Annotated in this window: 9 protein-coding genes; 5 read left to right on the top strand and 4 right to left on the bottom strand. The window is 67.1% G+C overall.

The features are described 5' to 3' along the window. Positions 1-32 precede the first annotated feature (32 nt). Positions 33-1,709, top strand: a complete 1,677-nt coding sequence (locus M6E97_RS23550) for a putative bifunctional diguanylate cyclase/phosphodiesterase (RefSeq protein ID WP_003121292.1) — start codon at positions 33-35, stop codon at positions 1,707-1,709. Here the strand turns inward: M6E97_RS23550 and M6E97_RS23545 are convergent. Beyond that, positions 1,621-3,087 carry a NorM family multidrug efflux MATE transporter gene (locus tag M6E97_RS23545; RefSeq protein ID WP_033939536.1) on the bottom strand — a complete coding sequence of 489 codons (1,467 nt, stop codon included), beginning with the start codon at positions 3,085-3,087 and terminating at the stop codon, positions 1,621-1,623. The genes M6E97_RS23550 and M6E97_RS23545 overlap by 89 nt on opposite strands. 148 nt (positions 3,088-3,235) lie before the next feature. Here M6E97_RS23545 and M6E97_RS23540 point away from each other — a divergent pair, with 148 nt between their 5' ends. Beyond that, the gene (locus M6E97_RS23540; protein ID WP_004352313.1) at positions 3,236-4,153 is read left to right on the top strand and encodes a LysR substrate-binding domain-containing protein; all 918 of its coding nucleotides are present in this window, start codon (positions 3,236-3,238) and stop codon (positions 4,151-4,153) included. 150 nt (positions 4,154-4,303) lie between these two features. Then, positions 4,304-5,353 carry a phosphorylcholine phosphatase gene (gene pchP / locus M6E97_RS23535; RefSeq protein WP_003110458.1) on the top strand — a complete coding sequence of 350 codons (1,050 nt, stop codon included), beginning with the start codon at positions 4,304-4,306 and terminating at the stop codon, positions 5,351-5,353. 42 nt (positions 5,354-5,395) lie between these two features. Here pchP and betT read toward each other — a convergent pair whose 3' ends face one another. The 3 genes from betT to M6E97_RS23520 form a co-directional block, all read right to left on the bottom strand. Further along, positions 5,396-7,381, bottom strand: a complete 1,986-nt coding sequence (gene betT, locus M6E97_RS23530; protein WP_003096496.1) for a choline BCCT transporter BetT — start codon at positions 7,379-7,381, stop codon at positions 5,396-5,398. Positions 7,382-7,505: 124 nt separating this feature from the next. Continuing rightward, positions 7,506-8,999, bottom strand: a complete 1,494-nt coding sequence (locus M6E97_RS23525) for a YifB family Mg chelatase-like AAA ATPase (protein WP_003457843.1) — start codon at positions 8,997-8,999, stop codon at positions 7,506-7,508. 40 nt (positions 9,000-9,039) lie between these two features. Further along, positions 9,040-9,300, bottom strand: coding sequence for an accessory factor UbiK family protein (locus M6E97_RS23520; RefSeq protein WP_003096478.1), 261 nt, complete (start codon positions 9,298-9,300; stop codon positions 9,040-9,042). A gap of 439 nt (positions 9,301-9,739) precedes the next feature. Here M6E97_RS23520 and glnK point away from each other — a divergent pair, with 439 nt between their 5' ends. After that, on the top strand, positions 9,740-10,078 hold the full coding sequence (gene glnK, locus M6E97_RS23515) for a P-II family nitrogen regulator (protein WP_003096476.1): 339 nt from the start codon (positions 9,740-9,742) through the stop codon (positions 10,076-10,078). Between the two features lie 39 nt (positions 10,079-10,117). Continuing rightward, positions 10,118-11,446 carry an ammonium transporter gene (locus tag M6E97_RS23510; RefSeq protein WP_003109815.1) on the top strand — a complete coding sequence of 443 codons (1,329 nt, stop codon included), beginning with the start codon at positions 10,118-10,120 and terminating at the stop codon, positions 11,444-11,446. Positions 11,447-11,668 lie beyond the last annotated feature (222 nt).

Here is an 11,668-nt window from a genome sequence, read left to right as displayed (position 1 = left end):
TTTACGAAGATTCTTAAAACTTTGGAGGTTGCTTGTCAGCGCCCGCAGAACCCTTGCGCCTGCTCCTTCTGGCGGATACGCCGGACTGGGCGCCACTGCTAGGTGAACGCCTGAGAGCGCTGGGGCCTGCCTTTTCGCTGAGCATCGTCACCACCTGGGAGGGCGCGGCCACCCTGTTCGCCGCCGAGCCCCGCGGGCTGCTCCTGGCCACGCCGGCCTGCCTGCCGCTGGGGACTCCCTGTCCCTGGCCGGTGATCCTGCTGTTGCAGCAGGAGCCGGCGCAGGCGCCGGTCGGGGTGGTCGACTGGCTGGCCGCCGAACAGCTCTCCGAGGACAGCCTGCGCCGCTGCCTGCGCTACGCGCGCGAGCGCCTGGGCTTGCAGGCGACCCTGCAACTGCTCGCCGAGCAGGATCCGCTGACCGGCATCGCCAACCGCCAGGGCTTCCAGACCCTGCTCGCGGCGCGCCTCAGCGAATTCGACGGGCGTGGCCTGGTGCTCGGCCACCTCGACCTGGACAACTTCCGTCACGTCAACGATTCCCTCGGCCACCAGGGCGGCGACCGCCTGATCCTGCAGGTGGTCAACCGCCTGCGCGGCTTCATGGAGAACGGTGACAGCCTGGCGCGCCTGGGCAGCGACGAGTTCGCCCTGCTACTGGACACCCGTCGCGATCCGCAACGCGCCGAGCGGGTCGCCGAACGCATCGTCGAATGCCTCGGCGAGCCCTACTGGATCGATGGCGAGAGCCTGTTGCTGGGTTGCAGCCTGGGACTCGCCCATGCCCGTGCCGACGAAGGTGCCGACCCGCTGATGTGGCATGCGCACATCGCCATGCAGCAGGCCAAGAGCCGCCAGGGTTGCACCTTCCATGTCTTCGACGAACGCATCAACCGTGGCGTGCGCAGCCTCGCCGACCTCGAAGCCGAACTGCGCCGGGCGCTGCGTCGCGACGAGCTGGAGCTGCACTACCAGCCGCGACTGTGCCTGGACAGCGGGCGCATCGTCGGCCTGGAGGCGCTGGTGCGCTGGCGCCACGGCGAGCGGGGCCTGCTCACGCCCAGCGAGTTCGTCCCGCTGGCCGAGGAGAGCGGGCTGATCGTGCCGCTCGGCTACTGGGTCATCGCCCGCGCCCTGCGCGACATGCAGTGGCTCAACGGGCGCGGCCTGGAGCCGTTGCACATGGCGGTGAACCTGTCGTTCCGCCAGTTCCAGGACAGCCAGTTGCTGCCGACCCTGCAACGGTTGATCGAAGAGCACGGCGTCGACGCGCGCTGGCTCGAGTTCGAACTGACCGAGACCGCCGTGATGCGGCGCAGCGACCAGGTGCTGCAGACCATGCAGGCGCTCGGCCAACTGGGCGTGCGCTTTTCGCTGGACGACTTCGGCACCGGTTTCTCGTCCTTCGTCCACCTCAATAGCCTGCCGATCACCCTGTTGAAGATCGACCGCAGCTTCGTCGGCGGCATGGACCAGCGGGCGGAAAACTTCCAACTGGTGCGGGCGATGATCAACCTGGCGCACAACCTCAACCTGGAAGTGGTTGCCGAAGGCGTGGAGACCCTGCGCCAGCAGGAGCAGTTGCGCGATTTCGGTTGCGACCAGGTGCAGGGCTACTGGATCAGTCCGCCGCTGCCGTTGGCGGAACTGGCGCGTTTCCTGGGCATAGGCGAGCGCTCGGCGCACCGCGGCCAGCCGCTCGGCAATTGAGCGCCGACGCCTCGCTGGCCGTGGCTTTCGGCAGCAACCGCGCGGTCTTCCACTCGAAGGCCAGGGTCAGGCCAATGGCCGCGCAGGCCAGGCCGCCGGCCAGCCCCCACCAGACGCCCGCGGCGCCCCAGCCGGCCGCGAACGCCAGCAGGCAGGCCAGCGGCACGCCGACCAGCCAGTAGCAGGCCAGGCCGACCAGGAAGGTGGTGCGGGCGTCCTTGAGACCGCGGATCGCGCCCATGGCGACGTTCTGGGTGCCGTCGAACAGCTCGAACCAGGCGGCGATCGCCAGCAGCGAGACGGCCATCGCGGCCACCTCCCGGTTGGCCGGGGCGTCGCGGTCGAGGAACAGGCCGATGATGGCCTCCGGCATCCACCAGAAGAGCCCGGCGAAGAGCAGCATGCACAGCGCGCCGAAGCCGATGCCGACACGCCCGGCGCGGCGTGCTTCGAGCAGGCGGCCGGCGCCGAAATGCTGGCCGATGCGGTAGGTGGTGGCGTACGACAACCCCACCGGCACCATGAACGCCACGTATACCGCCTGGATGGCGATCTGGTGCGCGGCCAGGGCGTGATCGCCGATGATGCCCATACACAGGGTGGCGACCGTGAACATCCCCGACTCCACCGCGTAGGTGCCACCGATGGGCAGCCCCAGGCGCAGTATCTCCTCGACCATCGCCCGCTGCGGCCGTCCCAGTCCGCGCAGCAGCGAGTACTCGGCATAGGCCGGCTGCAGGCGGATATACAGGGCCAGCAGCAGCGGCATGCAGTTCATGACGAGGGCGGTGACCAGGCCGATACCGGCCAGGCCCAGGCGCGGCAGGCCGAACAGGCCTTCTATGAAGGAATAGTTGAGAGCCAGGTTGGCCAGCGCGCCGAGCACGCTGATCGCCATCACCGGGCCGGCGCGGTCGATGGCGCTGGTGAAGCCGCGCAGGACCATGAAGGCCATGTAGCCGGGCAGGGCGAATGTCAGGCTGTGGAGGAACTGCATGGCGCCGTCCACCGTCTGCGGCGCCTGGCCGAAGAGCAGCAGCAGCGGCCGCAGGTTCCATAGCAGCAGGCCGGCGGCCAGGGCCAGCGCGGCGCCGACCCAGAGTCCGGAGCGAGCGGCCGCGGCGGCGCCAGCGGCGTCGTCGCAGCCGTGACGGATCGCCACCAGGTTGCCGACCGCTGCCACCACGCCGACACAGAACGTCGAGACGAAGGCGTAGCTGACCGCGCCCAGGCCGCCGGCGGCCAGCGCGTCGGGGCCGAGCTTGCCCATCATCACGGTGTCGGTGAAGACCATGGCGACATAGGCCAGCTGGGCGGCGATCAACGGGCCCGCCAGGCGCAGGATGGCTTTGAGTTCGACGAGGGATGGTGAGGACATGGATGAGTAAGGCTCAGGAGGAGATGGTTGCCGCGATGGCCTGTCGGCGTTGAGAATGCGGCTATTCTCGGTGCGGCTGGCATGGCTCCACAAAAGGAAAAACAAGATGCCAGGCATGAGTAAAAGTCATGAAAGAGGTAATTCCCCAATGACCCGTCGCCTGCCCCCGCTGTATGCCCTGCGCGCCTTCGAGGCTGCCGCCCGGCACGCCTCTTTCACCCGCGCCGGCGAGGAACTGGCGATAACCCAGAGCGCGGTGAGCCGGCACATCCGTACCCTGGAGGAGCACTTCGGTTGTCGTCTGTTCGAGCGCCATGGCCGCCAGTTGCAGCTGACCGAGCCGGCACGCCTGCTACTGCCCGGGCTGCGCGACGGCTTCGATGCGCTGGAACGGGCCTGCACCGCCCTGCGCGTGGACGACGCCACCCTGCGCCTGAAGGCGCCTTCCACCCTTACCCTGCGCTGGCTGCTACCGCGCCTGAGCCGCTTCCGCCACCTGAACCCGGATATCGAGGTGCAGCTCACCAGTGCCTGGATGGATGTGGACTCGGTGGATTTCCAGCGCGAGCCTTTCGACTGCGCGGTGTTGCTGGGCAGCGGCCAGTTCAGCCCGGAATGGGAAACGGCAGCGCTGTTCGCCGAATGGCTGGTGCCGGTCTGCGATCCCGACGAGGCCGTGGAGCCCTGGACCCTCCAACGCCTGCGTGACAGCGAGCTGCTGCACCCCACGCCGGATCGTCGCGACTGGCGACGCTGGCTGCAGCGGACTGGGCTGGGGGACGAGGTGTCGCTCAAGGGCGGCCAGGTGTTCGACACGCTGGAACTGGGTATCGTCGCCGCCGCACGAGGCTATGGCGTGTCCATCGGCGACCTGGTGATGGTCGCCGAGGATGTTGCCCAGGGCCGCATCGGCCTGCCCTGGCCGGTGGCGGTGGCCAGCGGCGAAAGCTATCACCTGGTCTGGCCTCGCGCCCGCAGGGGACAGGAACGCTTCCAGCGATTGCGCGACTTCCTCCTCGCGGAGGTGGCGGCGATGCGTCTGCCCGTCGTCGAGCGGCTGGCGTGACGCCGCCGGACAACTCCTGGCGCTGACGCGACGTTACAGGTCGCTGCCGTCGCTGGGCCGGGCGCAGGGTTTGCGCTAGGGTCGTTGGTCGTTGCCTGTCGGGAGCGGCAGGGGACGGAGCTTCCTTCCAACCGCCCAAAGGAACCCGCCATGACCTTCGCCAAAGGAATACTCGCCGCGCTGGCGCTCGCCGCCGCAGTCGGCCAGGCCAGCGCCACCGAACTCGAGCACTGGCCGGCCCCTGCCGCCAGGCAACTGAATGCGCTGATCGAGGCCAACGCGAACAAGGGCGCCTACGCCGTGTTCGACATGGACAACACCAGCTATCGCTACGACCTGGAAGAATCGCTGCTGCCCTATCTGGAAATGAAGGGCGTGCTGACCCGCGACAGGCTCGACCCTTCGCTGAAACTGATCCCGTTCAAGGACCAGGCCGGGCACAAGGAGAGCCTGTTCAGCTACTACTACCGGCTTTGCGAGATCGACGACATGGTCTGCTATCCCTGGGTCGCCCAGGTGTTCTCAGGCTTCACCCTCAGGGAACTGAAGGGCTATGTCGACGAACTGATGGCCTACGGCAAGCCGATCCCCGCCACCTATTACGACGGCGACAAGCTCGCCACGCTCGACGTCGAGCCGCCGCGCGTGTTCAGCGGCCAGCGCGAGCTGTACAACAAGCTGATGGAAAACGGCATCGAGGTCTACGTGATCAGCGCGGCCCACGAGGAACTGGTGCGGATGGTCGCGGCGGACCCCAGGTATGGCTACAACGCCAAGCCGGAGAACGTCATCGGCGTCACCACCCTGCTGAAGAACCGCAAGACCGGCGAGCTGACCACCGCGCGCAAGCAGATCGCCGAGGGCAAGTACGATCCCAAGGCCAACCTCGACCTGGAGGTGACCCCCTACCTGTGGACCCCGGCGACCTGGATGGCCGGCAAGCAGGCTGCGATCCTCACCTACATCGACCGTTGGAAGCGGCCGATCCTGGTCGCCGGCGATACCCCGGACAGCGACGGTTACATGCTGTTCAACGGCACCGCGGAAAACGGCGTGCACCTGTGGGTCAACCGCAAGGCCAAGTACATGGAGCAGATCAACGGCATGATCAAGCAGCATTCCGCCGCCCAGGCCAAGGCCGGCCTGCCGGTGACGGCGGACAGGAACTGGGTGATCGTCACCCCGGAGCAGATCCAGTAAGCGAAACGGCGAGGGGCCGGCATTGGCCGGCCCCCGCATCCCTCAGCGCACCACGTGCAGGAAGTGCATGTGCCGCTCGTACTGATCGAGGATGTCGCCGATCACGCCGTCGCGGCTCCAGCCCATGATGTCGTAGTCCTGGCCGCCTTCCTGGAGATGGACCTCGGCGCGGAAATACTTGCGCGACTCGCTGCTGTCCTCGGTGTCGCGCATCACGAAGCTCGGCGTGGTGAAGGCGCGCGGACGCACCTCGTAGATGAAATCGACCTCGCCGCCGTGGCTGACTTCCAGCCGAACCCGGCCGTCCTCGCCGTCCTGCACCTGGACTTCGTAGCCCTGCTTGCGCAGTTCGGCGGCGACGTCCTCGCAGGCCGGTCGCGCCACATCGGTGATGAAGCGGTTGACGTGGCTGCGCCTCGGGAACATGGCGATGTTGCGCAGGCGGCGCTGCCAACCGTCGCCCTCGCTTGCGCCGCTGCGCGTGGTGGGGCGGGAGAAGGTCAGCGCCTGGTAGCGGATGCCGCGCTTGGTGGCATCCAGGTGCAGCGCCTTGAACAGGCCCCAGATCGACGCCAGGAGCACGATGGAGAATGGCAGCGCGCTGGCGATGGTCGCGGTTTGCAGCGCCTTGAGGCCATCGGCGAGGAGCAGGGCGATGGCCACCACGCCCATCAGCACCGACCAGAATATCCGCTGCCAGAGCGGCGAGTGGTCCTTGCCGCTGGAGGCCAGCATGTCCACCACCAGCGCGCCGGAGTCGGCCGAGGTGACGAAGAACACCACCACCATCAGCACCGCCACCAGCGAGATCACGCTGCCCAGCGGGAAGTGCTCGAGGAAGGCGAACAGCGCCACCGAACTGTCCTGGTTGACCACTTCGGCCAACTGGGTGAAGCCCTCCTGCAGGACCATGTGGATGGCGGTATCGCCGAACACCGTCATCCACAGCAGGGTGAAGCCGGCCGGGACGAACAGCACGCCGCAGACGAACTCGCGGATCGTGCGGCCGCGCGAGATACGGGCGATGAACAGGCCGACGAAGGGCGACCAGGACAGCCACCAGCCCCAGTACAGCAGGGTCCAGCCGCCGATCCAGTCGGTGGGCTCGTAGGCGTACAGGTTGAAGGTCTTGTTGACGATGTCGGACAGGTAGGCCCCGGTGTTCTGCACGTAGGTTTGCAGGAGGAACACGGTCGGCCCGAGGACCAGCACGAAGAGCAGCAGGATCACCGCCAGGCTCAGGTTCAGCTCGGACAGGATGCGGATGCCGCGGTCCAGTCCGCTGGCCACCGAGAGCGTGGCGAGGCCGCAGGTGGCGGCGATCAGGGCGATCTGCACGGTCTGGTTCACCGGCCAGCCGAACAGGTGGTGCAGGCCGCTGTTGATCTGCAGCACGCCGTAGCCGAGCGAAGTCGCCACGCCGAACACGGTGCCGATGATCGCGAAGATATCCACCGCGTGGCCGATGGGGCCGTAGATACGTTCGCCGATCAGCGGATACAGCGCCGAGCGCAGGGTCAGCGGCAGGCCGTGGCGATAGCTGAAGAAGGCCAGGATCAGCGCGACGATGGCGTAGATCGCCCAGGCATGCAGGCCCCAGTGGAAGAAGGTCAGCTTCATCGCTTCCTTCGCCGCCTGCACGGTGTTCGGCTCGCCTACCGGTGGGGTGGTGAAGTGCATCACCGGTTCGGCAACGCCGAAGAACATCAGACCGATGCCCATGCCGGCGGAGAACAGCATGGCGAACCAGGTGGTGTTGCGGTAGTCGGGACGACTGTGGTCGGGGCCGAGTTTGATGTCGCCGTAGCGGCTGACGGCGAGGAACACCACGCTGATCAGGATCAGCGCCACGGCCAGTACGTAGAACCAGCTGGCGTTGGTGATGATCCATTGCTGGACGTGGTTGAACAGCGATTGCGCTTCTTCCTGGAGGAGCACGGTGAACAGCACCAGGGCCAGGATCAGGGCGGCGGAGGTATAGAAGACCGGAGGATTCAGGGTGCTCCGGGGGGTAGTGGGTGTCTCCATGTAAGCTAGCTCTCCTTGTGATCGGATTGCCCGCCGAAGGCGGAAGACGAAACAGCCTAACACATCGTGATAGCTAATTTGATTCGGAAAGCCTTAATCGATAGCTTTGCTGAATTATTACGCTTCACGTGGAGGTCGTTGCCCGATACTGCAGGGCTTCCGCCAGGTGCCGGCGTTCGATGGCATCGATGCGCTCCAGGTCGGCCAGCGTCCGGGCCACCTTGAGTATGCGATGCAAGGCGCGCAAGGAAAGTTCCAGGCGCTCTCCGGCAGCCTCCAGCCAGCGGCGGTCCGCTTCGGCGAGTGCACAATTGCGGTGCATCGCCTGGAGGTCGAGATGGGCATTGGCGCAGCCCTGGCGGGCCAGTTGCCGTTGCCGTGCGGCGCCAACCCGTTCGCTGATCTCGGCGGTAGCGGTTTCGCCGTGTCCTGGCTGCAGGCTGGTGCTTTCGCGGAGCACGCTGACGTGCAGGTCGATGCGATCGAGCAGCGGTCCGGACAGCTTGCCCCGGTAGCGCTGGACCTGTTCCGGGGTGCAGCGGCAGCGGCCGCTGGGATCGCCGAGGTAGCCACAGGGACAGGGATTCATCGCCGCCACCAGTTGGAAGCGCGCCGGGAAACGTACCCGGCCGTTGGCCCGGGCAATGACGATCTCGCCGCTTTCCAGCGGCTCGCGCAGGACCTCCAGGACCTTGCGCTCGAACTCCGGCAGTTCGTCGAGGAACAGCACGCCCTGGTGCGCCAGGGTGATCTCGCCCGGCTGCGGGCGGCTGCCGCCGCCGACCAGGGCCGGCGCGGAGGCGGAGTGGTGCGGCTGGCGGAACGGTCGCTGCGGCCAGTGCCTGAGGGGGACGTGGCTGGCCACCGAATGGATCGCTGCGACCTCCAGGGCCTCGTCCTCGTCGAGCGCCGGCAGCAGGCCGGGCAGGCGGCTGGCCAGGAGGGTCTTGCCGGTGCCCGGCGGGCCGCTGAGCAACAGGTTGTGCGCGCCGGCGGCGGCCACCAGCAGGGCGCGCTTGGCGGCGGCCTGGCCCTGGACCTCGGCCAGGTCTGGATAAGGGAAGGGCGCGCGGAGCAGGCCGCGGGCCTGGTAGGGCAGCAGCGGGGCCTGGCCGGAGAGGTGTCCGGCGATCTCCAGCAGGTGGTCCACGGCGAACACCGTCAGCCCGCTGGCCAGGCTGGCCTCTTCGGCATTTTCCTTCGGTACCACCAGAACGCGCCTTGCGTCGCGCGCCGCCAGCGCGGCCGGCAATACGCCTCGCACTGGCCGGATCGCCCCGGACAGGGCCAGTTCGCCAAGGCACTCCAGACCGTCGAGGGCGGTGCCGGGCAACTGGCCGCTGGCGGCGAGGATGCCGAGTGCGATGGCCAGGTCGAAGCGACCGCCGTCCTTGGGCAGGTCGGCGGGGGCGAGGTTGAGGGTGATGCGCCGCGCGGGGAAGTCGAAACCGGCATTGAGCAGGGCGCTGCGCACGCGGTCCTTGCTCTCGCGCACCGCGGTTTCCGGCAGGCCGACCAGGGTCAGCGAAGGCAGGCCGTTGGCCAGGTGCGCCTCGACGCTGACGCAGGGGGCTTCGACGCCGACCTGGGCTCGGCTGTGGACAATCGCCAGGGACATGGATCGCTCCTTGATCTCACGCCGCTCGCAGGGGGAAGGATCAGTCGGCGGGCGGCGTCAGCTTGCTTTCGAGTTCCGCCACCTTGGCCTCCAGGGCTTCCAGCCGTGCGCGGGTGCGGGCGAGGACCAGCATCTGGCTGTCGAATTCCTCGCGGCTGACCAGGTCGAGCTTGCTGAAAGCGCTCTGCATCAGGGCGCGGAACTGCGACTCCAGCTCGGCCTTGGGCAACGGCGATTCGCCGGCGAACAGGCGGCTGGCTTGTTGGCTGAGGGCTTCGAAGACGGCTTTGGGCGGCAGCATGGCGAGGGTTCCGGTAACGAGTGGGCGGCAGTCTAGCACGATGTCGGCGGCGCTCGCGGGAGGGCCATTGCACACTTTTTGCGCAACTGTCGGAGCGCGTCTGCGCCTATTTGGTGCGCCGCCCGGAGGCCGGCGTTCCGCACTATCCCCGGGTTGGCGGCTAAGGGCTTGAAATCCGGCGGATTTGCCGGAGCTGGCAAGCTTTCTGCTTTGGCCGGGGTGAGGCGTGCACTGAAGCAGTACCGGTGCGGCAGATGAGGCGGTTGCGGGAGGCCGGCAGGTTGCGGCATCGAACGGCCGCAGCAGGGCCAGGTCGGGGCGGAGGGTCCCGATCATGCTTCCCAGAGGGACCGGCGCGTTACAAAGCCAGACACTGCGCTTAGACTGTCCTCGGGTTCGTTTTCCTGGGGCGAGTCCACCAAACACGGGAGAGAGTTTCATGAAGCTAGTCACTGCCATCATCAAGCCGTTCAAGTTGGACGACGTCCGCGAGTCGTTGTCCGAGATCGGTGTGCAGGGCATCACGGTGACCGAGGTCAAGGGTTTCGGCCGGCAAAAGGGCCACACCGAGCTGTATCGCGGCGCCGAGTACGTCGTCGACTTCCTGCCCAAGGTGAAGATCGACGTGGCGATCGCCGACGACCAGCTGGACCGCGTCATCGAGGCGATCACCAAGGCGGCCAATACCGGCAAGATCGGTGACGGCAAGATCTTCGTGGTGAACCTGGAACAGGCCATCCGCATCCGTACCGGCGAAACCGATACCGACGCGATCTAAGCCCAACCGAACCCCCAAAAGCCCCAGGAGAATACCAACATGACTCTGCGTAAGATCGCAGGGCTAGGAGCCCTATTGTCCCTCGCTTTGCCGGGCGTCGCCCTGGCCGCCGAGGAGCCCGTCCTGAACAGCGGCGACACCGCCTGGATGCTGATCTCCACTGCGCTCGTCCTGCTCATGACCATCCCCGGCCTGGCGCTGTTCTACGGCGGCATGGTGCGAGCGAAGAACGTGCTGTCGATCATGATGCAGTGCTTCGCCATCACCGGCCTGATCACCATTCTTTGGGTGGTCTATGGCTACAGCCTGGCGTTCGATACCGCCGGGATGGAGAAGGGCGTCCTCAACTTCAATTCCTTCGTCGGCGGGCTGGACAAGGCCTTCCTCAGCGGTCTCACCGCCGACGGCCTGACTTCCGCCACCGCGCTGTTCCCGGAAAGCGTGTTCATCACCTTCCAGATGACCTTCGCGATCATCACTCCGGCGCTGATCGTCGGCGCCTTCGCCGAGCGCATGAAGTTCTCGGCGATGCTGATCTTCATGGCGGTCTGGTTCACCGTGGTCTACGCGCCGATCGCGCACATGGTCTGGAGTGGCGACGGCGCCCTGATGTGGGACTGGGGCGTGCTGGACTTCGCCGGCGGCACCGTGGTGCACATCAACGCCGGTATCGCCGGCCTGGTCGCCTGCCTGGTGCTGGGCAAGCGCAAGGGCTACCCGACCACGCCGATGGCGCCGCACAACCTCGGCTACACCCTGGTCGGGGCGGCCATGCTGTGGATCGGCTGGTTCGGTTTCAACGCCGGTTCCGCCGCCGCCGCCAACGGCACCGCCGGGATGGCCATGCTGGTGACCCAGATCGCTACCGCCGCCGCGGCCCTGGCCTGGATGTTCGCCGAGTGGATCACCCACGGCAAGCCGAGCGCCCTGGGCATCGCGTCCGGCGTGGTCGCCGGTCTGGTGGCGATCACCCCGGCCGCCGGCACCGCCGGTCCGATGGGCGCGCTGGTGATTGGCCTGGCCTCCGGGGTGATCTGCTTCTTCGCCGCCACCAGTCTCAAGCGCGCGCTGAAATACGACGATTCCCTCGACGCCTTCGGCGTACATGCGGTCGGCGGTATCGTCGGCGCGCTGCTCACCGGGATCTTCGCGGCGCCGTCGCTGGGCGGCTTCGGCAGCGTGGAGGACATCGGCGCGCAGTTCTTCGTGCAGTTCAAGGGCGTGGCCTTCACCGTGGTCTACACCGCCGTGGTGACCTTCGTGATCCTCAAGGTGCTGGACCTGGTCATGGGCCTGCGGGTCACCGAGGAAGAGGAAGCGGTCGGCCTCGACCTGGCGCTGCACAACGAGCGCGGCTACAACCTGTAATACCTGCCGGCGCCCGGCTTTCCGCCGGGCGTCGGCTTGCCTCCCGCGCTCGCCTTCGCCGAACGCCATGCCCTTGTGCGTCGAAAGTCCTGGGTGTTTCCCGCGACCGCCACGACCTCTCCGCAACCGGTCTTGCAGCGACTGCCGGCGGACTGCGCAACCCTCAGCTTTCACAGGTCTGTCTCTTACGCTCTTTGCTTTTTCAAATGCCGCGCTAGAATG

The organism is Pseudomonas sp. B111, assembly GCF_026428275.1.
GTDB lineage: Bacteria > Pseudomonadota > Gammaproteobacteria > Pseudomonadales > Pseudomonadaceae > Pseudomonas > Pseudomonas aeruginosa.
This window is presented reverse-complemented; position numbering and strand designations above follow the sequence as displayed.

Bases quoted from the DNA above. Each gene is read 5' to 3' on its own strand.
- M6E97_RS23545 (WP_033939536.1), bottom strand. From the start codon at position 3,087: ATGTCCTCACCATCCCTCGTCGAACTCAAAGCCATCCTGCGCCTGGCG.
- M6E97_RS23540 (WP_004352313.1), top strand. From the start codon at position 3,236: ATGACCCGTCGCCTGCCCCCGCTGTATGCCCTGCGCGCCTTCGAGGCT.
- pchP (WP_003110458.1), top strand. From the start codon at position 4,304: ATGACCTTCGCCAAAGGAATACTCGCCGCGCTGGCGCTCGCCGCCGCA.
- betT (WP_003096496.1), bottom strand. From the start codon at position 7,381: ATGGAGACACCCACTACCCCCCGGAGCACCCTGAATCCTCCGGTCTTC.
- M6E97_RS23525 (WP_003457843.1), bottom strand. From the start codon at position 8,999: ATGTCCCTGGCGATTGTCCACAGCCGAGCCCAGGTCGGCGTCGAAGCC.
- M6E97_RS23520 (WP_003096478.1), bottom strand. From the start codon at position 9,300: ATGCTGCCGCCCAAAGCCGTCTTCGAAGCCCTCAGCCAACAAGCCAGC.
- glnK (WP_003096476.1), top strand. From the start codon at position 9,740: ATGAAGCTAGTCACTGCCATCATCAAGCCGTTCAAGTTGGACGACGTC.
- M6E97_RS23510 (WP_003109815.1), top strand. From the start codon at position 10,118: ATGACTCTGCGTAAGATCGCAGGGCTAGGAGCCCTATTGTCCCTCGCT.